This window comes from Ruegeria sp. ABV3_008 (assembly GCF_056161185.1).
Genome location: NZ_JBSWYP010000011.1, coordinates 70,066 through 92,849 on the forward strand (window position 1 = coordinate 70,066; position 22,784 = coordinate 92,849).

Sequence of the window (22,784 nt, forward strand, 5' to 3'; positions counted from 1 at the left end):
CAAACGCCGCGCGCGCAGTGAGGCGCGATGCGTGTGAAAGCGCCGTGCCGTCTGACTGGCGTTCAGGGAGAGGCCCATCGCAACCACTCAGCTCTCCTGTTCCTGTAGCAGGATCTGTTTCCAGACCGATGTCTCGTCGAATAGGGTGTATTCCCGGCGCAGCTGCGGCTGGCCGGTGATCAACTCGCCGAACTCGCCGTGGCTGATGCCCAGAACATAGACCTGTGCACCCGTTGGCGCGCCAAAGACACCCCAGCCATCATGCTTGCCCCACAGGCTCCAGCGGATCGCGGCGCGAGGCGGCATATTCGGGTCATCGCGGCCAATCTGGTGTTCGATCTTAAATTCGGCGTTGGGGAAGCTGGCGCGCAAGCCCATCCAGAACCGATCCACCGAGTCCCAGCCATGGCCGGTGACCCCACCTACATACTCGGACTGTATAGCGCGATCATATTCGGTTTCGATTGCACCCATATCGGCATTCATGATCCGGGTCAGGATATCGGCGTAGCGCTGACCCCATTCATTGTCGTTGCCGGTGCCCATGTAGGGGCCGGGCTGGTCGATCTCGGGTGTCAGCGGTTTGACGCAGTTCTCAGGACCACCTTCGCGCGCGATCAGATCGGCGGCGTATTCCTTGGGATCCCAACCCATCTGGCGCACGATCGCCCCCTGATCGCGGATCAGCCATTCGTCATTGATCTGATTGTCGATGGCGTGGCAGTCGGCGAGAATCCGATAGCGCAATTTGGTTCCGGTCGCTTTACCGTAAACGCCCTCAGCCAAATGTGTCGCGGTCGAGATGATCCGGTGAGAGCTCAGCATCCCTTCTTCCGGCGTACCGGACCAGATAACATCCTCGCCCAGCAATTGACGGTCGGGAAATTCGGCCAGCGTCGCCATGGTCGCGCCGATCACGTTCTGGTTGCCAAGCACCACCGACCCAGGCGAGCGCACGACGATGTCTTTGCTGTAATAGTCATGCAGCGTGGCGATGCCGCGATCTTCCCAGATCTCTTTGGTGATCCCGATGATGTAGTCCGGGAAATCCCGGAATTTCGGATCAAAGCCCTTCATGTTTCAGTCCTTTGTGGTTTCCACCCCTTCGGTAAACGCGCCGAGGTCCGCACGATCAGCGGCCCGTCAATGGCCACTTTGCGTGGTTCGGCCGTGGCCGGGGTGTCGATATGGTCAAGCAGTGCGGTGACGGTTTCAGCCACCATCAGATTTGCGCGCTGGCGGATTGTCGTCAGGTTATAGGCAGGCCACCCGGCGGGCGGCACGTCGTCATAGCCGATGACCGAGACATCCTCGGGCACACGCAGGCCTAGTTCGAAGCGGATCACGTCCATCACGGCCAAAGCCATGTGATCATTGGCCACAAATACCGCGTCGGGCCGTTTGCCGGGCGCCACATCAAACATCCGGCGGGCGGCGGCGCGGGCGTTTTCGGTGTGGAAATCTCCGACATCATGGGCGAACACATCCTGCCCGCCTTCTGCCAATGCCGCACGGAACCCCGCCTCGCGGTCGCGCTGGGTCGAGGCGCCCTGCCAACCCGCGATATAGGCGATACGATTATGCCCTCCGGCCAGCAGAAACTCGGCCACTTTGCGCCCGCCCGCATAGTTGTCCGAGGCCACTGTGGTGATCCCGTCTAGATCCTGCGTACGGTTGAACAATACAACCGGAACACCGGCCTGCTGGCAGCGCGTGGCAATATCCGAGGACATCGGAACCGAGGCCAGAATAACCCCGTCAACCTGATAATCCAGAATCTCGTCCATCACGTCGTCAATATTACCGGCCGAGCGTGAGGCCATGAAAATCAGCACGTGATAGCCCTGTTCCTGCAGCGCGTTGGAGAGCTTTTCTAACGCCTCGGGGTAGAAGTAATTCTCGAGATACCCCACCACCAGACCAATGATCCGGCTTTTGCCCGACACCATTGCGCGGGCCAGAACATTGGGTCTGTACCCGAGTTCGGCGGCCGCCTTGCGCACTTTGTCTTCGGTTTTTTTGCTGACCGAGGCACCGGGCGTGAACACCCGGCTAACTGCCGATTGGCTGACACCGGCCAGTTGCGCAACCTGCAGGGATGTGACTTTTTCAGCCATCAGTCCGCCGTCCACCCGCCGTCAATCAGCATCGAGGTGCCCGTCACCAAAGCCGAGGCGTCCGAGGCCAGATAGGTCACCGCGCCCATTATGTCTTCAACCTCGCCCACGCGGTCGAGCTTGATCTTGTCCATGATCCACGCGGCCCGTTCGGGGTTGTCGAAGGTGGATTGTGTCAGCGGCGTGCGGATGAAGGTCGGGCAAACCGTGTTGATGCGGATGCGCTGTTTGCCCCATTCTATCGCCATGGCTTTTACCATGCCCTCAAGCCCGTGTTTGGTGGCGCAGTACAGCGCCCGGTCCACACCGCCGACATGGCCCATCTGGCTTGAGATATGGATGATCGACCCCGGCCGCCCCGCCTCAAGCAGCGCTTTGGCCGCGTAGGATGACAAGAAATAGGCCGAGCGCAGGTTGACGTCGGTCACCGCGTCGAAATCCTCGGGCGTGGTGTCGATTGCCGGGCCGTGGCGCGCGGTTCCGGCGGAATTGACCACCACGTCAAAGGCGCGGCTTTCGAACAGCTGTTTCAGCGCCTGCAAGTCACCCTGATCCACCACAGCAGCCTCGGCCGACCAGCCCTGCGCCCGCAGCGCGGCGACGGTCTCTGCCAGTCGGTCTGCCCCGCGCGCCGCACAAACCACATGCGCCCCGGCTTCGGCCAGCGCCACGGCGCAGCCCTGACCGATACCCGAGGAGGCACCGGTAACCAGCGCGGTTTTACCGCTCAGCGAAAACGAGGGGGTGCGGGGCAGTTCAGTCATCAGCTCATTCCATCCGGTATTTCAATTCGGCCCATATTCCGGGCCTTGTTGAATTCCCGCAGACGGGCGAACACGTCAACGCCAAGTTGGCGATAAGCGTCCAGAAGATCGACCAGAACCCAGTTTTCGCGGATCAGGCCATTCTCGAGCCGCCAGAAATCAAGGCTGCGCATGGTGATCCGCTGGCCCGAGGGCGCAATCCCCATCCAGCCGTCATGGGTTACCGTCTGGATCATGTTCGGCCAGCCGGTGACAGCGGCATAGTCGCCATCGCCGAAGAAGTGATAGGTGATGTCATCCACATACTTCCCGCGATCCGGCATCCCATTCAGGAACGGAATCTGGTGCCAGTTACGAAACCCAGCATAGCCGCGCCCGGTGCCGATCCCTGCCGGGCCGTACCAGTTCATGCGGGGATGCCAGAACTTCTCCATCTCCATCACCTCTGGCCCGCCTTCCGAGGGGTGTTTTTTGAGGTGATCCAGCATGTCGATGATGTGCTGGCATGTCTGCTGGCCCTTAGCGGCATCATATGGCCCCGGTACCAAACCTTCCTGCGTCGCGGGACCTGGCACATGCCATTCGAGCCCCAGACTTGGGGCCATGGGCCAAGCGTTGGCCTGCATCATCACTTCGGGGATGTCCCACAGCGCCTGCATCTCGACAATCTTGCCTTCGCGGAAGCGATAGAACTCATGGAACCGCATCGTCACCTGATGGCCGGTCGGGGGGATATCCAGCCACGGCCCAATGAAGGTGCCGGTATAGTAGCCGCCGCACCCGACCCAATCCGCGCCGTGTTCATCCGGCCCGGCTATGACGATGTAGTCGCGCCGTTCCAGATCAGGCCACGCGTTCAGCAGGCCCTTAAAGGCGGTGTCATAAAACGCGTCGCTGCCTGTGCTGTCGCCGAACGGGTGGCACAACCGAAACAGGGCATCCGGAGCGCTGACATTTGCCAGCGACTGCCGCACACCCGTTTCTGTAAAGTCATACATAGCCGCCCTGAGAGGAGCGATCAGGGATTTGTGCTGCGTATGGACATCACTCATTCCGCTGCGTCCCGATACGGGGCCGCCTCGCCATAGGGCACGTTGATCCCGCCATAGCGCCGCACCCGGACATTGCATTGTTCGGCATGGCCAACAAAGCCTTCCAGCATGCACAGGCGAGAGCCGTATTCGCCGATCAGCGTCGCAGCCTCATCGGTCAGAACCTTTTGGTAGCTGTGTGTTTTCAGGTATTTACCCACCCAGAGTCCGCCGGTATAGCGCCCGGCCTTTTTAGTGGGCAGCGTATGGTTGGTGCCAATCACCTTGTCCCCGTTCGACACATTGGTGCGCGGGCCAAGGAATAGCGCGCCGTAGCACGTCATGTTCTCAAGGAACCAGTCATCGCGGTCGGTCATTACCTGCACATGCTCGGATGCGATGTCGTCGGCAACTTTCAGCATCTCGTCGTAGGTGTCGCAGACAATCACCTCGCCATATTCGGCCCAGGACACTTTCGCGGTGTCGGCGGTGGGCAGGATGCCCAGCAGGCGGTCGACCTCGGCCAGAGTATCCTCGGCCAGTTTGCGCGAATTGGTCAGCAACACGCAGGGACTGTTATAGCCATGCTCGGCCTGACCCAACAGGTCGGTTGCGCAGAGTTCCGCGTCTGCTGCGGTCTCGTCGGCGATCACCATGGTCTCGGTCGGGCCAGCAAACAGGTCGATGCCCACACGGCCAAACAGTTGGCGCTTGGCCTCGGCCACAAAGGCGTTGCCGGGGCCAACCAGCATGTGCACGGGATCAATGGTTTCGGTTCCCAGCGCCATCGCGCCGATGGCCTGAATACCACCCATCACATAGATCTCATGCGCGCCACCCAGATGCATGGCAGCAATCACCGCCGGGTTCGGCTTGCCCTGGAACGGAGGCGTGCAGGCGATGATGCGCGGTACGCCCGCCACGCTGGCCGTCGCAACCGACATATGGGCTGAGGCCACCATCGGGAATTTGCCGCCGGGCACATAGCAGCCAACCGATTGCACGGGGATGTTCTTGTGGCCCAAAATGACGCCGGGAAGGGTTTCAACCTCGATATCCAGCATCGAGTCCCGCTGCGCCTGTGCAAAGTTGCGCACCTGTTCCTGGGCGAACTTGATATCGTCTAGCTCGCGGTCGGTCAGCTGGCCGATCAGATCGTCGATCTGCTCCTGCGACAAGCGGAACGAGGCGGGGGAATAGTTGTCGAACTTCTCGCTCAGCTCGCGCACGGCGGCGTCACCACGGGTTTCGATGTCTTTCAGCGTGGCCTCGACCACGGCTCGGGTTTTTGCGTCATCTTCGGCCCGATCAGCGTCGGATTTGCCGCGTTTGAGATACTCGATTGCCATAATCCTGATCCTTACTTGTCGGGGCGGGGCGCGGTTTTCTCTCCCCGGTCATAGGATTCCCAGCCCTCACCGTTGAACAGATCGACCCCCAGCTGCGCGGCCACATGGGCGAAATCCACATTCACCCAGTTGTCGACGATCTTGCCGTCGACAACTTTCCAGAAATCCATGTAACGGATTTCAACCCGCTTTCCGGTGGGGGCGATGCCCAGAAACTCACCGGAATGGGTGGCCTCTTGCCGACCAAAGGCGGCGGCCCATTCGCCCATATAGAGGCGTGCCTCATCGATGCAGGTTTTGTCCGAAAACGCGGCCTGGAAGGGGCGCTGCCAGTTGTCCTGAAACTCTTTCAGGCCGGTCTTGGTGCCGCAGCCCTGATTGCCCATCCAGCGGAAACCCTGCGAAAAGAACTCGCCGATATCGTCAATACGGTGGTCGTTCAGACCGTCCACCATGGTTTCGATCACGCGGCGCGTGTCTTCGGTTTTGCTCAGATCCGTGTCACGGGTCAGAACGGCTTGTTCCGGGCGGGACCCCTTCATTTCTTTATCCTTTTACTGCGCCAGCGGTCAGTCCGCTTACGATTTGGCGTTGGAAGATCATCACAAGGAAGAACAGCGGGGCGATAATCGACACCGCAGCTGCCACGGCGACCACCTGATCGGTTGTCGTCGTCTCGCGGTTGAACATGCCCGCAATGGCAGGGACCATCGTCTGGTTCTGCGCATCGAGCAGCAGCGAGGTCACCAGAAAGTCGTTATAGGCCAGCAGGAAGCTGAACAGCCCGGTCGTGATCACCCCTGGCCACATCACCGGCATGATCACGCGGCGGAAGGCCTGAAAGTGGTTGCAGCCATCAACCCGCGCCGCCTCGTCCAGTTCGGCCGGAATGTTCTGGAAGAACGAGCGCAGCATCCAGATCGTGAACGGCTGGTTGATCGCAACCAGCACCGCGATCACGGCGAAAGGCTTACCATAAAGCGTCGGTGCATTCTCACCCAGAATTGGCGCCAGCCATTCGGCCGAGTTGATGAAGACCGGCAGATAGCCCGCCACCAGAACCGAATGTGGCAGCGCGCGAAAGATCAGCGCAATCAGCAAAATCCAGAAGGCCAGTGTTGAGCCCGACCGCGCCAGACCATAACCGGCCAGCGTGCCTACGGTCAGCGATACGGTCACAACTCCGGCGGTCACGATCAGCGAGTTTTTGAAGTTGTTGGAAAAGCCTCGGTCGACCCAGACGGTTTTGTAGTGCTCGGTCGTCACACCCAGCACATCGCGACCCAGAGGGCCGAACAGCGGGTTCAACACGTTCAGAACCGCAGGCAAGACTACAAAGAACACCAGCAGGAAGGCGATCAGGGCGACAAGCACTCCAACGACCCAGCCGAACCACGCCTGACCCGGCGCGGTGTATTCCTTGATTTTCGCGGGCAGCACCTTGGTTACGACCACGGCCGCACCCCAGATCACCGCGATCCCGAGAATGATATCCAGAACCGAAAGTCCGTTCCCGGTGGCCAGCGTTGCCGGGCCAAAGATCACGTTCAGCGCGTTGCTGTCATAGGCGTCAACGGGGGATTTGACGCTCATGATCGCAATCCAGACGATCGGGAAGGCGGCGACAAGGCACCAGAATGCCAGGAAGATGTTCGAGGTCAGCCGCAGGCTGAGAGGTTGGCGAAGCGCGCGCGAGGACATATCAGTGGCCTCCTTTATGGTCGCGCCAGGTGCGGCGCAGCGGCAGGATCAGCAGAATGACGATCCCGATCATGGTCAGCATCGCGCTGGCCGAGGCCCGGCTGATCGACCGGTTGCCCGCCTGATCCGGCACGAGGAAGTCGAAGGTCAGCCATTGCAGCGAGATTACATAAGCTTGGCTGGAGAAACCGACGATCTCTTCGAACACCCGGTAGGCGTCCATCAGGTGGATCATCGACACGAAGATGATCAGCGGCATCAGATGCGGAATGACGATGTATTTCATCCGCTGCCAACGCGTCGCCCCATCGATCACGGCGCTTTCCAGACTGTCCTGATTGACGGTCTGTAGCCCGGCATAGAACACCACGGCCGCAAAGGGGGCCACGTGCCAGACGCGGTAGAACATCATCAGTATTTCAATCGTCCAGGCCTGCGCGAACAGGGCGATGTCTCGGTTCAACCACCATTCCAGTAACGCCGTCAGGATGCCGTCACCGCGGAACAGCCAGTTGATCGACAGCGCGCCGATCACCGGCGTGATGATGAAGGGCAGCAGAGAGATGAAGATGACCGGCCCGCGGATCGACCCCGCGGCGTTGTTGATCAGAACCGCGATGCCCAACCCGAACCCAATGACCAGAGGCAGCGTGATCAGCGTGAAAGTCAGCGTGAATCGCAGCGCCTTCCAGAAGTTGATGGTGGACAGAACGGACCAGTTGCCCTCGGTGATCGCGCGCCAGGCCCGCTCGGGTTCCAGCACGTTGCGATAACTTTGCAGGCCGACATATTCGGTCTGGGTGATCACCTCGCCATGTTCGTCCAACTTGGGCTGCGATTTCTGCTCGGTCACGCAAGTCTGGGTCAGGAAGCCAGGGGTACAGGTTTCGACCTCGACCATCTCATAGACAGGCTGCGTGATGTAAAAGCTCTGCTTGAACACGCTGACCAACGGGAAAGCGATAAAGAGAAGCATCATAAAGACAGAGGGGCCAACAAAGGCGGCAAATGTCCTGAAATTCATGGCTCTGCCTTTCTCATGGTTCTCGGGTGGGGAAATAGGGAGGGCACGGGGCCCTCCCTAGAGAGGATCAGTTGCTGATCAGACCAGCTTCTTTCGCGGCGGTGATGTAGTCCGCCTCGATATCGGCCAGCGCAGTCTGTGCGTCCTTGGCGCCGGTCAGGTAATCGGCCAGACCGTTGCCAAGGGCGCTGTGCAGAACACCCATGGCGGCGCTGGCCGGGTAGGCCCCCGCACCGTTTTCCGCCGAGGCGGCAGCGCCTGCAGCCAGTTCGCCGGGCTGGTAGGCCGCGTTTAGCCAGACGGCAGTGTCATTGTTGGCACTGACCATGTCACCGTCGATCCCTTCCATGACCAAACGGAAGGCAGCGTCGGCCTCCTCATCGCTCATGTTCGAGGCCAGAACGATGCCGTCCCACCAGATCGTGGTCGAGGGGCGCTCGGATCCCATCGGAGCTGAGGCCATGGTGACCTTGCCGACCACTTGGCTTTCGGCCTCGTCATTCATGGCAGCAGCGCGGCTGGCCCACAGGTTCGCCATGGCGATCTTGCCCTGTTGGAACTGCTGCTGGACATAAGTGGAATCGGACACGAGGTATTCGGGATCCATGAACTCGGTCATGGCCTTCATCGTCTCAAGCGCTTTGACGCCCTTTTCGTTGTTGATCGCGGGCATATTGCCCTCACCGATGAACGTGCCGCCTTCGCCCATATACATGTTGACGAATTCCTGAGCCAGGTTCCAACCGGTTTTGAACGTGCCGCCGATTGGGTATTCCATCACGCCGGCCTCTTTGATCTTGGCTGCGGCAGCCAGAACGTCGTCATAGGTCTTGGGTTCTTCGATGCCCAGCTCGGCCAGAACATCATTGCGATACATCAGGTGCTGCGCGTTCACCATCATAGCGATCGCCATCACCTTGCCATCCACCTTGATCAGCTGGTTGGGCAGCAGGTCTTGCCCGTATTTCGCGACAAGATCATCCAGCGGGCGGATCGTGCCCGCGTTCAGAAGCGGGATCATGGTTTCGTTCGCCACGCCGCCAATCTGATAGAGCGAGGGGTTGGCAGCGAAAGCTTCGGGCTGCTTCTCGCGGAATTCCTGATCCAGCGAGGCGCTGAAATTGCCGCACTCGGCCATCGCATCCGTCACTGCTTTCCAGGCTTCGAACCCTGCCGACAGCGATTTCAGCGGCACTTCGTTTTCATAGGAACAGGCTGCCGATGCACCGCTTGCCGCGATGGCCATGGCGCCTGCCATTAGGATCGTCTTGAGTTTCATGCGTTTCTCCCTGTCAGGATGGGTCCGTCGTCGACGCCCGGACCGCTGTTATGCCCCGAAGGGCTGTTGGCGGGGTTACTCCCCGATCCGCGCACCGCTTCCAGCTTCGAAGAGGTGACAGATTTCTGTAGGCACCGAGAATGAGACATCATCCCCGATCTCGGCGCGGAAAGATTTATCGGCCTTGACCGACACCAAAGCCCCACCGACCCGGACCGATATCATGGTCGCGTCGCCCAGAAGCTCGAGCGTGTAGATCGGTGCGGTGATCTGGCCTGCGCCTTCGGCAAGACTGGCATCCTCAGCCCGGAAACCCAGTGTCATGGGGCCATCGGGCGCGTTGACTGGGATCTCAACATGTTCCGCACGGAACACGCCGCCCGCGACCTCACCCTCCATCAGGTTCATGGCGGGCGAGCCGATAAAGCTGGCGACAAATGTATTCGCGGGTCGGTCATAGATTTCGGTCGGGCTGCCGACCTGCTGCACCACGCCCTGTTTCATCACCACAACGCGGTCAGCCAGTGTCATCGCTTCGATCTGGTCATGGGTCACATAGATCGTCGTCACCGCCAGCTCATGGCTGAGGTTTTTGATCTGCGCCCGGGTCGAGACCCGCAGCTTGGCATCCAGGTTCGACAGAGGCTCGTCCATCAGGAACACGTTCGGTTCACGTACGATGGCGCGGGCCAAAGCCACGCGCTGCCGCTGACCGCCCGACAGTTCCGCGGGTTTGCGATGCAGGAAATCATCTAGCTCGACCATTGCGCTGGCACGGCGCACCTTGTCGTCATGGGTCGCCGGGTCGATGCCGCGGACTTTCAGCGGAAAGCGGATGTTCTCATAAACATTCATGTTGGGGTAGAGCGCATAGCTTTGGAACACCATCGCCACGTCGCGGTCTTTGGGTTCCAGATCGTTGACGACCTTGCCGTCGATCAAAATATCGCCCTCGGTCACGTCCTCAAGCCCGGCGATCATCCGCATCGTGGTGGTCTTGCCGCAACCCGATGGACCCAGCAGCACCAGAAACTCGCGATCTGCGATGGTTAGGTCAAAATTGTGGACCCCCACAAACGAACCCCATCGTTTGCCGACGTTACGCAGTTGAATTTCCGCCATGGTGCCCCCAACTAGGATTCGTTTTGCATACGTTTGCAAAACTGTAGTTCGCATGTATCAAATCAGGCAAGACTTTTTTGCATACGTATGCAAGAATGTGGAAAATACCCGATTCATTCTAGCGACACAAAACGCGCAACACCCTGACACAAATGGAAAATACCGTGACCTTCCAGAAAGAGAAAAAAGTTATCTCTGACTTTCATTCCGCATTGGATTCAGTGACGCCCCAAGACGTTCCCAACGTCATGAGCCGTTTCTGTACGCCTGATTCAGTTTGGCGCGGCTTTCACCCATTCAACTTAATCAATGATGCTGAACAGGTGGCCCAGCAATTCTGGATGCCCCTGAAATCCAGTCTGACACGATTGCAAAATCGGGTGGATATCATGTTCGCCGGGCAGAATTCGCTGCGTGATGAATCAGATGTGTGGGTCGTCACTATGGGGCATTTGATGGGCCTGTTCGACCATCCCTGGTTGGGCATTCGCCCGACCGGAAAGCTGGTGTTTCTGCGATATTGCGCCTTCTACAAGGTCGCCGATGGCAAGATCACGGAAACGGCGATGTATTTCGACATACCACACCTGATGGTGCAGGCCGGGCAGAACCCGTTTCCTCCGCAAACAGCGGCGCATCTGGTGCAACCCGGCCCAATGCCACATGACGGCCTGCTGCTCACGGAACAGCCGGTTGGAGAGGGTGAAAAAACACTGGCATTGATCAATGCGATGATCTCGGATCTTGGCCAGTGGAAAGGCGGGTTACCGCTTGAAGAGGAATTGGCCCGAACCTGGCATCAAGACATGATCTGGTGGGGACCCGAGGGAATTGGCGCGACCTACACGATCGAACGCTATGCCAAGCAACACTCGGGACCGTTCCGCGCGGGTTTCAAAGACCGGTCAAAGACAAAGCATATCTGCCGTCTGGCCGAAGGGCGTTATGGCGGCTTCTTTGGCTGGCCCAACTTCACCGCTACGCCCTCAGGTGGGTTCATGGGTATGCCGGCTACTGGCAAACCGGGCGAGTTCAGGGTTATCGACATTTATCGCCGCGCTGAGGACAAGCTGGCCGAAAACTGGATTTTCATAGACCTGCTGCATTTCTGGAAACAACAGGGCGTCGACGTACTGGGCCGCACTGCTGGGATCGAAACACCATGAAGATAGACGCGCATCACCATCTGTGGGATCTGAACGCGGTAGAGTATCCTTGGTTGATGGAAAAGGGCGCTGTTCGGTTCTTTGGCGACCCCACGCCGATCCAGCGCGACTATTTATTACCAGAGTATCGCGCGGATGCGTCGGCACAGGGCTTCTCGGCTTCGGTCCATATCCAGGTCGGCGCCGCCGATCCTTGGGCCGAGGCGCAGTGGGTACAATCCGTGGCCGACAAAAATCCGGATTGGCCGCTGTTTCAGGTCGTGTTCTGTGATTTGACAGCCGATAATCTGGAATACCAGCTGGATCGCTTTCAATCGCTACCCTCGGTCCGGGGTGTTCGTCAGATCGTCGGGCGCGCGCCAGGCGAAGATGCCAAGACCGGCACAAACAGATTGCTTGAAAACCCGGATTTCCGGACCGGCCTGAAAGCCGTGGGCGAGCGAGGCCTTTCCTTTGACCTGCAATTGCTTCCTGAACTGATGGAACAAACTGCCGAAGTGCTTTCTCATGCACCAAGTACGCCTGTCGCTCTTTGTCATGCTGGCTCACCACATGACCGCAGTGTTGAGGGGTTAAGTCACTGGGAAGAGGCGCTTAGTTCCCTGTCCAAACTGCCTCACGTCCATTGCAAACTCTCTGGGCTTGGCATGTTTGATCACAATTGGAGCGCCCAAAGCGTCGCGCCAATCGTTTCAACCTGCTTGTCGCAATTCGGCGCCGATCGTTGCATGTTCGGATCGAACTTTCCGGTCGACAGTCTTTCTTCGACTTACCATGAACTGGTGTCGCGCCTTCAAGAACTGATCCCTGACGCGCATCAGAACAGCGTGTTCCAAGATACTGCAAAGAGGTTCTACCGTTTTGAATGAGTTTGGAAACTGTATTCGAAGTTGATCGGCCCGTTGCAATTGAGGGTACCGCGTGGGGCGATACGTTTAGATATGCGCACGCCCGGATTCATTCGGTTTCAACATGTCAGGCAATCACAGCCAGACTTTCGACTTCAAATTAAAACCGAGCCAGGCAGATCAGGCCGCTCATGAGAACGGCCTGTATCTCTTTTGCTGATCAACACCTCTCAAGGAGAATTTGGTGCATAGGCCAGATAGTTTTCCTGAATAGAGATCTGGTCCGCGATGAACTTTGCATCATGCCAAACGCCCCAGATAAACGATGATCCGCGGCGCGATTGCCAAGGCAGCCCGACAAAATAGAGCCCCGGCACCGGAGAGACACCGCGTTGATGGATCGGTCTGCCCCGGTCGTCCAGCGTGTCTGCCTCCAGCCAGTCATAGTCAAACTGGAACCCGGTTGCCCAGATCACGGTGCGTATATTGTTACGCTCAAGGTCCAGCTCGCGAATGGGGTCCGACACACAAGCGGGATCGTCCGCTATGACCCAGGCCTCGGGCTCTTCTGGCAGGTCCATGCCGGTGCGCGCGACGTAGGCATCGGCGGCTTCGAGCAGGGACAACATGTTTGCGTCGCCCGCATCAAGATTGGCTTTGAGGTCATCTGCAATGTGGAGAACGCCGTTTTCATATCCCGACGACATCCCCAGCAAAGTGATGCCGCGCTGGGCAAGTTTCCTGAAATCTACGGATTTGCCGCCATGCGCACCACTGACCGCGATTGTGACATGCTCAGTGCCGGGCGCCGGTGTATCCAAATTCCAAATGCCGAGAACACCCAGCCACCAGACATTGTCTCGCCCACGATAGCGACGCGGAGGTCGGTCATGGGGGCCGATGGAGAAGAAAACCTCGCGCCCTGCATCATGCAACTCGGCTGCGATCTGCGATCCGGAGGAACCTCCGCCGATGACCAGAACGGCGCCCTCAGGCAAAGCCTCGGGATTGCGATAGGCGGTGGAATGCATCTGCAGAACGTTAGAGGATTCGGGAATGATCGGCGGAATCGACGGTTTCTGAAACGGCCCCGTGGCACAGACGAGGTGGCGCGCTTCTATGGGACCTTGCGAGGTTTCGACCAAAAAGCCCGCGCGGTTTTCATGCGGGCGCGCACGCGTCACCGTAACGCCGGTGCGCACGGGCGCGTCGATCATTTTGGCGTAGTCTTCAAAATACTGTGCCACGCATTCCTTGCGCGGAAAGGCGTCGCGGTCGCCGGAAAACTCGAGGCCCGGGAAGCGATCATGCCATGCCGGACCATTTGCAACGAGTGAATCCCACCGCTCGGATCGCCAACGTTCGGCAATGCGGCCCCGCTCCAAGAGGACGTGTTCTATGCCTTGGGTACGGAGATGCTCGCTTGTGGCAATGCCCGCCTGACCTGCGCCAATCACCACCGTGTCGAAGTTTTCCATCGCGTCACCTTTTTTGCCGTGCTGGGTATCTTTTGGCCCGGCTGCTTCTTTTGCTTGTGCAACCCTAATTTTGTATCATCTTATGTCGATTAGATTTTACCTAATCACCGGTAAGATAGACTTTTGGTTTGTTTCCGGCAAAAGCCGTCTCAGTATGTGAACGCGGTGGCCGCCCGCGACTCAGGCAAAGAGGTTCGTTCATGCCCAAAGACCACGTTGATCCTATCGCTGCTCTGCGCGCGAATACCTCGGTCCCCTTTGAACGTGCGCGGGCCATGCCGACCGAGGTCTATACCGAGCAGAGCTTTGTCGATGCAGAGCTTGAGCACATCTTCCGCAAGGACTGGTATTGTGTGGGCCGGGCCGACGCCTTGTCGTCTGTCGGGGACTATGTGGCCTGCGAACTGGCCGGGCAGCCAATCGTCGTGTTGCGCGACAGGGACGGAGATCTGCGCGCGATGAGCAATGTGTGCCTGCACCGCATGTCGACACTTTTGCATGGGCGCGGGAATGCAAAGACAATCGTCTGCCCCTATCACGCCTGGACCTATAACCTCGACGGCAAGCTACGCGGAGCACCCGCGATGAAGCAGAACGAGGGGTTTTGTAAAGAAAACTACGCGTTGCCTCAAGTCCGCTGCGAAGAATGGCTAGGCTGGGTCTTTGTCTGCCTTGATCAAAATGTAGCCGCCGTGGCCGAGCAACTGTCCGAAGTAGCGACAATGATCGAAGGCTATGACATGGCCAACTATTCCGAGGCGTTCTACGAAGAACACGTCTGGGATACCAACTGGAAGGTGTTGGCCGAGAATTTCATGGAAAGCTACCATTTGCCGGTGTGCCACGCGGGCACGATTGGTGGGTTGTCGCGGCTGGAGGACATGATTTGCCCACCCGGCAGCACGGCCTTCAACTACCACACGATTCTGAAGGATGAATCCCTGCGCATCGCCATGGCGCACCCCAGCAATGATCGGCTGAAAGGCGATGAACGCCGCACGACCTTTCTTCTGGCGCTTTATCCAAGCCTGATGATCACGCTAACGCCAGGGTATTTCTGGTATCTGTCCTTGCACCCCAAAGGGCCGGGTCAGGTGCATATCCGCTTTGGCGGCGGCATGTCGAATGACTTTGCGGATGACCCAGACGCGCAAGACAATTTCACCGCGCTCAAGGCTCTTCTGGATGACGTGAATGTCGAAGATCGCGGCTGTACCGAAAAAGTGTTCCGGGGCTTGTGTTCAGAGGCGGCAACGCCCGGGCATCTCAGCCATCTGGAACGCCCGAACTATGACTTTGCGCAGTATCTGATGTCAAAGATCGACGCAGGAGGCGCGTCCTAAATATGGCTCACACCCGCATCCGCCGTTTCAATACCGGCGATACCTACCCTGAACAGTCGCTCGACAATGACCTGTGCCAAGCCGTCGTCACACGCGGCGGGAGTACTGTCTGGATGCGCGGGCAGTGCCCGCAGAACCTGGACGATGCCAAGAACATCGACAGCCACGACCCGGCAGAGCAGACCCACAAGGTGATGCAGAACATCAAGCAATTGATCGAAGAAGCAGGCGGCGAAATGGAGCACCTCGTCAAAGTGGTCGTATACATCACCGACGTTCGCCACCGTGAGGCTGTGTATCGGACAATGGGCGAATACATTAAAGGCGTGCATCCTGTCTCGACCGGTCTGGTGGTGCAGGCTCTGGCGCGGCCCGAATGGCTGGTGGAGATTGACGCCACCGCCGTGATCCCGGACTAACCCCGTGACTTTCTCTCTTGTGGCCCGCTGCGCGCAGACCGGCATGTTTGGCATGGCGATCTCGTCTTCTTCTCCGGCAGTTGCAGCCCGTTGCGCCTATGCCCGTGCAGGCGTTGGTGCGGTGGCAAGTCAGAATGTCACCGATCCGAGCCTTGGCCCAAAGACGCTCGATCTGATGGAACAGGGCGCCTCGGCTGAGGCGGCGGTGCGCCAAATCATTGGTGAGGCCGCGCACATCGCGTACAGGCAGCTTCTGGCAATTGACGGAAACGGAACTACAGCCATCCACTCTGGCCAAAACGTGCTGGGCAACTGGAACGAAGCGCAGGGCAGGGATGTTGCATCGGGGGGCAATCTTCTGGCCCATGATGGTGTACCCGCTGCCATCGTGTCCGCTTTTGAGGACGCTAAGGGTCACTTGGGTAACCGGCTGATTGCTGCACTCCGCGCTGGGCTTGCTGCCGGGGGCGAGGCCGGGCCGGTTCATTCCGCAGGTCTGATACTGGTCGACAAAGTCAGCTGGCCCGTGGCCGACCTGCGCTGCGACTGGACCGAGGATTGCCCAATTGAAGCGGTTGCAACTGCCTGGGACGTCTACAAACCACAACTGGACGACTACGTGCGCCGCGCACTCGATCCCTCCGCCGCGCCCTCCTATGGCGTGCCCGGGGACGCGTAAGACATAACAACAAGGGAGGCCGGGATGACCCATTTGCGAACGAAACTTCAAGACTTGGCCGCCTTGCCCGCGGATCGCCCGATGGGTATGCCCGGCGCGTTCTACACCTCGCAGGAGCAATTTGACCACGAGGCGCAGACTGTGCTGCGCGGCGGGTGGCACTGTTTGGGTCGGGTCGACGAAATCCCGGAACCCGGTGATTTCTTTACCGTCCAGCTTCTGAATGAACCCTTGCTTGTCGTGCGCGGCGATGAGGGTGAAATCCGCGCCCTTGCGAATGTGTGTCGGCATCGCGGAATGCCACTGGCAGAAGGAAGCGGCAATACAAAGCGGTTTGTTTGCTCGTATCACGCATGGGCCTATGGGCGCGACGGTGCCTTGCTGCGTGCCCCACGGATGGAGAATGCGGGCTTTGACCCCAAATCCTGCAGGCTGCCGGAACACCAAGTGCAGCTTTGGAACGGGTTCATCTACGTGAATCTGACGCCGAACGCCCCGCCGTTTGAACATCCCGAGCTTGATGCCATGCTGGCGCCCTATGAGACTGAGGATTTCCGCCTTGTGCATGTGGCTGAAGAAAACTGGCAGACTAACTGGAAATGCTTGGTTGAGAACTTCATGGAAGGCTACCACCTGAGTGTAGTCCATCCGCAAACCCTTCACGGCTACACCCCGTCAGGGCTGTCGCGCAAGCTGGTCAGCGGGGATGGCTACACCTCCTACGCTGCCAATTACCCGGACAATATCACGCCGCGCGGAGACGGCGCGGCGGGCCTGAGCGAGGCAGAACGAAAACGGTCGTCCCTCTTTGCCAAGTTTCCCACGCAGGTGGCCAGCCAAGCCGCCAGCCTGCTTGTGTCACTTTCTATTTTCCCGATCAACGCGAACCTGATCCGCGTCAAATGGACGATGTCCGTCTATCGCGATAACCTCGATCACGACACGATCCAGGGGCGAATCGCGCTCTGGGAAGAGGTCAACCGCGAGGATCGCGAAAAGCTTGAGCGCATGCAGGTCGCGCTGCATTCAGCCCACGCGATCGAAGGGCCGCTGGCAGGGGATGACTATGAAGGCACGATCCGCGATTTCCAGACATGGCTGGCCCAACAGGATAGTGCCCCTGATCTGGCCTGAGACTATGCGAGCCGCTAAGACCTCTGCCAACGTTTCTAAAATAGGAGCGTCTGCGTGCCGCGTTTGACTCTCCGGCAGTTGGAGTACCTCGTTGCGGTTGGCGAAACAGGCAGTATAGCGCGGGCCGCAGACCGGCTGAACGTCTCGTCGCCGTCAATCTCTTCGGCCATCACCCAGCTTGAAGAAGAGTTGGCGATTTCGTTGTTCGTACGTCAACACGCGCAGGGCCTGTCACTGACACAAGGTGGGCAAAGGGTGCTTGAAAAAGCCCGCCAGGTCCTGAACGACGCAAGAGAGATCGCAAACATTGCCGCCGATATTTCTGGTACGGCGCGCGGCCCTCTTGCAGTGGGCTGCCTCCTGACCTTTGCGCAACTTGTTTTACCGCGGTTGCGGCGCGGGTTTGAAACCGGATTTCCCGATGTCAGGATCGCCCAGAAAGAACTGAACCAGGCCGAAATTTTCAACGCGTTGCAACGGTCCGAGATCGACATTGCGCTGACCTATGACATGGATATTCCAACCGATCTGAATTTCATAGGGCTGGTGCGCCTGAACCCTTTTGCATTGCTGCATGCCGGGCATGAATTGGCGACACGGACAACCGTATCCATTGATGATCTGGCGGACCTGCCAATGATCCTCCTCGATTTGCCGATCAGTACCGACTACTTCCTGTCGCTGTTTACGGCATCCTCGCGCCAGCCTCGTATCGTGGAGCTGACGCGAGACATGGCCGTGATGCGTTCAATGGTTGGGAACGCCTTTGGCTATTCCATCGCCAATGTGCGCCCGCAAAGCAATACATCACCGGACGGCAATCCGCTTGTTTGCGTGCCGATTACCGGGCCGGTTCGGTCCTTGAGAATGGGCCTTTTGACCACCCACGGTGCGGAAAAGTCGCGCACGGTGTCTGCGTTCATAGACTATGCGCAGGCTCAGGCCCGCGCGGGCGCCTTCCGCGCCATCGGAGGAGAAGCGCTTTTATGAGTGTCTCGCTAGAGGTTCTGGAGCGTCTGGTCGCCTTTGAAACCGTCAGTGCCCGATCCAACCTCGATATGATCGCCTATATCGAAGACTTTCTGCGAAATCGCGGCTTTCGGGTGCAGCGCATCGCGGATCCTAACGAACCCAAGGCAGGGCTTTTTGCAGAAATCGGGCCATCTGTTGAAGGTGGGCTGTTGCTCTCTGCGCATTCTGACGTGGTGCCGGTTGAGGGGCAGGATTGGAGCGTAAGCCCCTTCAAACTCACCCGTCAGGGCGACCGGTTGTTCGGACGTGGAACGACCGACATGAAAGGCTTTTTAGCTGAGATGCTGGCCCTCGCCGATGCCGTGCACGGTCGGGAGCTGAAAACGCCCCTAAAGCTCTTGGTGTCTTACGACGAAGAGATCGGCTGCGTCGGGATTTCACGCATGAAAAAGCAGCTGCCGTCGCTGTTGGGGCGTCCCAGACTGGCCATTGTAGGCGAGCCGACCGAGATGAAGGTCGCCATCGGCCATAAAGGCAAGCGTGCCTACCGCGCCGACATTAAAGGAGAGGCCGGACATTCCGCGCTCGCCCCGCAATTTGTCAACGCACTCCATGTTGCCGTCGATTTCGTCGCAAAGTTGCGCCAGATGCAGCAGAAGGCCCAACAAACCGGGATCCGCAACGACGCCTACGATGTTCCCTATACGACCTTCCATGTTGGCCAGCTGTCCGGCGGCACAGCTCTCAACCTTGTACCCGACAAGGCGACGCTTGTGTTTGAGTTCCGGCATCTGGCGGAAGATGACCCCGACGAGATCGAAGCCGAGCTTCAGCAGGCAGCAGACGCGGTTTTGGCCAAGTTTCCAACGGCTGCCCAAATCTCGCTTCGGGCGTTGGCGGGATACCCCGGGCTGTCGGTCGCCAGCTCTGAACCGGTGGTCTCACTTGTCAAATCCTCTGGCGGCGGCGACACAAGCCACGTTGCATTCGGAACTGAGGCTGGCGTTCTGTCAGACCTCGGCATCGCGACAGTGGTGTGCGGCCCAGGCTCTATGGCGGAACAAGGCCACAAGCCTGATGAGTACGTTTCCGAGGAACAATTGGTTGCTTGTTCCCTCATGCTCAGAAAAGTCGCGAATGCGGTGTTGTTTGGCGCTTAGAGCAGACGTGTTTTTGATGAGGTCAGTTGTGAAGCTTCTGAAAATTGACGCCCACAATTGCTTCGCATGAATGCCGTCTGCTCTGCGAGGGGGCGATCCGGGATTGGCGTGCAGCCATCATGTTAACCCTTGACCGTACTCTTGGATCGGTCGCACATCTGTTTCCTTCGATGCGCCACGTCGGAGATTGCTGCGGAATAGGATGGGCCACGAGCTCGCTTCTGGACGACTTTTACGCAGCGTTTGCGAGATAGTTTGACCATTCAATTGTTTCGAATCGATTGAGAAGTGGTATGCTGCACTGCAGAAATCGAGGCGCCACGATGTTCCACCTGAATAGGTCAAAAGCTGTCGTCATCGGAGTAGCGAGCGATCGGTCGATCGCGTGGGGTTATGCACGCGCGCTGCAGTCGCAAAGCGAAGATGTCGCCAGGCCTTCTGAAAACCCGCGTCGTCACCGGGATAGCCAATTGTGGTGCGCTGCAGCAAAGCATGCAACCACACATCACTTCGCGACCATCGAAGATGTCGACCTGTGCATCGTTTCTTGCAAGCAGCGAGGCGTTCAATTTGACCGGGGGCATACTCCCCATCGACGGTGAAACCAACATCGTCCGAGGAAGGATAGATCAATGGCTCGGAATTCATTCGCGAATGAAAAGGCATCGAACCTTGCAACGGGTGAAAACATAACGGCCGTGAACAGCAAATTGTTTGACGCGATTTCCAACGTGCTCGATCAATCTGGTGTTCAGTATGAAATTCTGTCCCGAGCCGCCACCATTCAGACACAGAAAATAACTGAGCACCATTCGGATCGGGTTCTGAACCTGACAAACGAACTGCGAGATCTTGCGGTGCAATTCACGCAGACGAAATCTGTTGGCTCGGCTTGGGCGGACTATCTCAAGGATGCTGGTCAGCGCGTCGCCTTGACGATGGACGCCTTGCGTGAGCGTGGTGATGTTTTCCTCGAACATGAAGCGGCCGGTTGCCCGCCGGTGCTTGCTTATGACTACGAAGTGATCGTTGATGGGGCCGAACTCGACCGGCCCTGTAACTATCACCTATTGCGCATCGTTCCTCCGCAAGGAATCCACGTAGACGATCACAAACGCCCCTACATTATCATCGACCCGCGTGCTGGGCACGGTGGAGGTATTGGTGGTTTCAAGTCCGACAGCCAGGTTGGCGTGGCGCTAGCCAAGGGCCATCCGGTCTATTTTGTGAGCTTCGACCGTGATCCGGTTGAAGGTCAAACATTAGCCGACGTCATGCATGCCGAGGCTGGATTTGTTCGCACAGTCAGCGCGCGTCACCCCAAAAGCCCGCAACCAGTTGTGACAGGAAACTGCCAGGGCGGTTGGGCGACATTGCTGATGGCGGCCTGCAACCCCGATCTGACCGGGCCTTTGGTGCTCAATGGAGCGCCGGTTGCACCTTGGTCGGGTGAAGTTGGTGAAAACCCCATGCGCTACAATGGTGGTATGCTTGGCGGCACCTGGCAGCCGATGTACTGGTCAGATTTGGGGGATGGTAAGTTCGACGGCGCCAATCTGGTGATGAATTTCGAGCAGCTAAACCCCAGCCGAAACTACTTTGGAAAATACTTCGATCTGTATCGCGATCCCGAAGGTGGTCGGCAACGTTTCATCGATTTTGAGCGCTGGTGGGGTGGGTTCTTCATTCTGAACGAGGCCGAAATTCGATGGATTGTAGAACAGCTGTTCGTTGGAAACCGGCTGGTCAAGAATACCGCGCAACTGGAACCCGGAGTTCCAGTTGATCTCAAGGCGATCAAAGCGCCGATATTTGTCTTTGCAAGCCATGGCGACAATATAACGCCGCCTCAACAGGCGTTGAACTGGATAGCCGAAACCTATGCAGACGAAGAAGAGATACGGGTACGCGGCCAGCGCATCATCTACATGCTTCATGAAGAAGTGGGGCATCTGGGCATCTTTGTTTCCTCCAAGGTCGCGCGCAAAGAGCACGCAGGCTTGGCCTCTACACTTGAGACGGTCGAGGCAATGGCGCCCGGTCTCTATGAAATGGTCATTGATAGCATCGAAGGGGACGGGGTCGATAAATCCTTCGAAGTTCGTTTCGTCGAACGCTCGCTGTCGGATGTCGCGGCATTGGATGACGGTCGGCAGGATGAAACCAGCTTTGCCGCAGTGGCGCAAATGTCCGAATTGCAAGCAGGGGCTTATGAAACCTTCGGTCGCCCGGCGGTGCAAGCCCTGTCGTCACCGGTGATGGCCCAAGCTTTGCGCAATGCACATCCATTGCGTGCACAGCGCGCTTCGATGTCTTCAGGCACATCTTTGGGGAAAGGAATCGAAACTCTGGCGAAGAATGCCAGAGCGCAGCGCGCTCCCGCCGATGCTGAAAATCCGTTTCTGAAATGGGAAAAAGTCACCGGTGAATGGATTGAGCAGTCGATGGATTTTGGCCGTGATCTGCGCGACGCCTGGTATGAGGCGTCGTTCTACGCAATTTGGGGCGGGCCGTTTGCGTCTTGGTTCGGGCAAAGGAATGCAACGCGCCGAACCCTGCCAGACCCGGCGACTTTGCGCGATCTGCCCGAGGTCAGCGCGGTGCTTGCTCATACGCGGCAAGGTGGTCTACCCGAGGCAGTCATTCGTATATTGGTTCTATTGGCTGACAGTCACAAAGGCTTTCGTGCCGAGATTTTACACCGGTGGGCGCATATCTTTCACCACGAAGCGCCGTTTAAATCCCTTTCGGTCACCGACCGTCAACGTATTCTGCATGAGCAATCTCTGCTCGCCACCTTCGATCCGAAGGGCGCGGTCGACACGTTGCCTTATCTATTGCCCGACAAAGCGCGGCGCACTGAAGCCGTCGAGCTTGTCAAGCACATCATAGGTGAAGTCCGAACGCCCTCTAAAGAACTGGAAGAAATGGCCAATCTGCTTGTACGGGTTTTGGACTACAGTGGGGATGCTGAAACTGAGGCAAAGCCAGCGTCAGAGTCATCACCGGCAAGACCCAGAAAGCGAAGAGTAAAGACAAAATCCAGTCTGAATTAAAACGATTTCATTGCTTTAGGCTGGAAACGTCTATTTACTTGGCGGCAACCAGATTTGCCAGATCAATATAAATCCCTCCGGCGCTGATGCTTTGGTGGGCAGCACGAAGGTGGAAAGAATTTAAACTCTTAAACATGCGACT

General features: G+C 58.1%; 20 protein-coding genes. 9 read left to right on the forward strand and 11 right to left on the reverse strand.

Annotated features, from left to right (window positions below; genetic code table 11):
• Positions 1–87 precede the first annotated feature (87 nt).
• The 10 genes from ACXAH8_RS17805 to ACXAH8_RS17850 form a co-directional block, all read right to left on the reverse strand.
• Positions 88–1,077 (reverse strand): nuclear transport factor 2 family protein, encoded by a 990-nt coding sequence (locus tag ACXAH8_RS17805; RefSeq protein ID WP_170768220.1) that lies wholly within the window; start codon positions 1,075–1,077, stop codon positions 88–90.
• Positions 1,074–2,117, reverse strand: coding sequence for a LacI family DNA-binding transcriptional regulator (locus ACXAH8_RS17810; RefSeq protein WP_475220089.1), 1,044 nt, complete (start codon positions 2,115–2,117; stop codon positions 1,074–1,076). The genes ACXAH8_RS17805 and ACXAH8_RS17810 overlap by 4 nt, the downstream gene beginning before the upstream one ends.
• On the reverse strand, positions 2,117–2,881 hold the full coding sequence (locus tag ACXAH8_RS17815; protein WP_475220090.1) for an SDR family NAD(P)-dependent oxidoreductase: 765 nt from the start codon (positions 2,879–2,881) through the stop codon (positions 2,117–2,119). The genes ACXAH8_RS17810 and ACXAH8_RS17815 overlap by 1 nt, the downstream gene beginning before the upstream one ends.
• Positions 2,881–3,933 carry an ester cyclase gene (locus ACXAH8_RS17820; RefSeq protein ID WP_475220091.1) on the reverse strand — a complete coding sequence of 351 codons (1,053 nt, stop codon included), beginning with the start codon at positions 3,931–3,933 and terminating at the stop codon, positions 2,881–2,883. Before ACXAH8_RS17820 ends, ACXAH8_RS17815 begins: the two co-directional genes overlap by 1 nt.
• Positions 3,930–5,261 (reverse strand): histidinol dehydrogenase, encoded by a 1,332-nt coding sequence (gene hisD / locus ACXAH8_RS17825; protein WP_475220092.1) that lies wholly within the window; start codon positions 5,259–5,261, stop codon positions 3,930–3,932. The genes ACXAH8_RS17820 and hisD overlap by 4 nt, the downstream gene beginning before the upstream one ends.
• Positions 5,262–5,272: 11 nt before the next feature.
• Positions 5,273–5,803: an ester cyclase gene (locus tag ACXAH8_RS17830; RefSeq protein ID WP_475220093.1), complete on the reverse strand. Its 531-nt coding sequence runs from the start codon at positions 5,801–5,803 to the stop codon at positions 5,273–5,275.
• 4 nt (positions 5,804–5,807) lie between these two features.
• Positions 5,808–6,962, reverse strand: coding sequence for a carbohydrate ABC transporter permease (locus ACXAH8_RS17835; protein ID WP_475220094.1), 1,155 nt, complete (start codon positions 6,960–6,962; stop codon positions 5,808–5,810).
• Position 6,963: 1 nt separating this feature from the next.
• A complete protein-coding gene (locus tag ACXAH8_RS17840; protein ID WP_170380322.1) occupies positions 6,964–7,986 on the reverse strand; it encodes a carbohydrate ABC transporter permease in 1,023 nt (340 codons plus the stop codon).
• A gap of 67 nt (positions 7,987–8,053) precedes the next feature.
• A complete protein-coding gene (locus ACXAH8_RS17845; RefSeq protein WP_170641198.1) occupies positions 8,054–9,265 on the reverse strand; it encodes an extracellular solute-binding protein in 1,212 nt (403 codons plus the stop codon).
• Between the two features lie 75 nt (positions 9,266–9,340).
• Complete coding sequence (locus ACXAH8_RS17850; RefSeq protein ID WP_170641200.1) at positions 9,341–10,387, reverse strand: ABC transporter ATP-binding protein; 1,047 nt, start codon at positions 10,385–10,387, stop codon at positions 9,341–9,343.
• A gap of 152 nt (positions 10,388–10,539) precedes the next feature.
• Between ACXAH8_RS17850 and ACXAH8_RS17855 the strand changes: the two genes are divergently transcribed.
• Complete coding sequence (locus tag ACXAH8_RS17855; protein WP_475220095.1) at positions 10,540–11,553, forward strand: ester cyclase; 1,014 nt, start codon at positions 10,540–10,542, stop codon at positions 11,551–11,553.
• On the forward strand, positions 11,550–12,422 hold the full coding sequence (locus ACXAH8_RS17860; RefSeq protein ID WP_475220096.1) for an amidohydrolase family protein: 873 nt from the start codon (positions 11,550–11,552) through the stop codon (positions 12,420–12,422). Before ACXAH8_RS17855 ends, ACXAH8_RS17860 begins: the two co-directional genes overlap by 4 nt.
• A 209-nt stretch (positions 12,423–12,631) precedes the next feature.
• Here ACXAH8_RS17860 and ACXAH8_RS17865 read toward each other — a convergent pair whose 3' ends face one another.
• On the reverse strand, positions 12,632–13,879 hold the full coding sequence (locus ACXAH8_RS17865) for a flavin-containing monooxygenase (RefSeq protein ID WP_475220097.1): 1,248 nt from the start codon (positions 13,877–13,879) through the stop codon (positions 12,632–12,634).
• A gap of 200 nt (positions 13,880–14,079) precedes the next feature.
• Here ACXAH8_RS17865 and ACXAH8_RS17870 point away from each other — a divergent pair, with 200 nt between their 5' ends.
• From ACXAH8_RS17870 to ACXAH8_RS17900, 7 genes are all read left to right on the forward strand, one after another.
• Positions 14,080–15,222 (forward strand): aromatic ring-hydroxylating oxygenase subunit alpha, encoded by a 1,143-nt coding sequence (locus tag ACXAH8_RS17870; RefSeq protein WP_475220098.1) that lies wholly within the window; start codon positions 14,080–14,082, stop codon positions 15,220–15,222.
• Positions 15,223–15,224: 2 nt separating this feature from the next.
• Positions 15,225–15,641 carry a RidA family protein gene (locus ACXAH8_RS17875; RefSeq protein WP_475220099.1) on the forward strand — a complete coding sequence of 139 codons (417 nt, stop codon included), beginning with the start codon at positions 15,225–15,227 and terminating at the stop codon, positions 15,639–15,641.
• 4 nt (positions 15,642–15,645) lie between these two features.
• The gene (locus ACXAH8_RS17880) at positions 15,646–16,320 is read left to right on the forward strand and encodes a DUF1028 domain-containing protein (RefSeq protein WP_475220100.1); all 675 of its coding nucleotides are present in this window, start codon (positions 15,646–15,648) and stop codon (positions 16,318–16,320) included.
• Positions 16,321–16,344: 24 nt separating this feature from the next.
• A complete protein-coding gene (locus ACXAH8_RS17885; protein ID WP_475220101.1) occupies positions 16,345–17,454 on the forward strand; it encodes an aromatic ring-hydroxylating oxygenase subunit alpha in 1,110 nt (369 codons plus the stop codon).
• Between the two features lie 54 nt (positions 17,455–17,508).
• Positions 17,509–18,444, forward strand: a complete 936-nt coding sequence (locus tag ACXAH8_RS17890) for a LysR family transcriptional regulator (RefSeq protein ID WP_475220102.1) — start codon at positions 17,509–17,511, stop codon at positions 18,442–18,444.
• A complete protein-coding gene (gene argE, locus ACXAH8_RS17895; protein WP_475220103.1) occupies positions 18,441–19,586 on the forward strand; it encodes an acetylornithine deacetylase in 1,146 nt (381 codons plus the stop codon). The genes ACXAH8_RS17890 and argE overlap by 4 nt, the downstream gene beginning before the upstream one ends.
• A gap of 632 nt (positions 19,587–20,218) precedes the next feature.
• Complete coding sequence (locus tag ACXAH8_RS17900; RefSeq protein ID WP_475220104.1) at positions 20,219–22,642, forward strand: DUF3141 domain-containing protein; 2,424 nt, start codon at positions 20,219–20,221, stop codon at positions 22,640–22,642.
• Positions 22,643–22,784 lie beyond the last annotated feature (142 nt).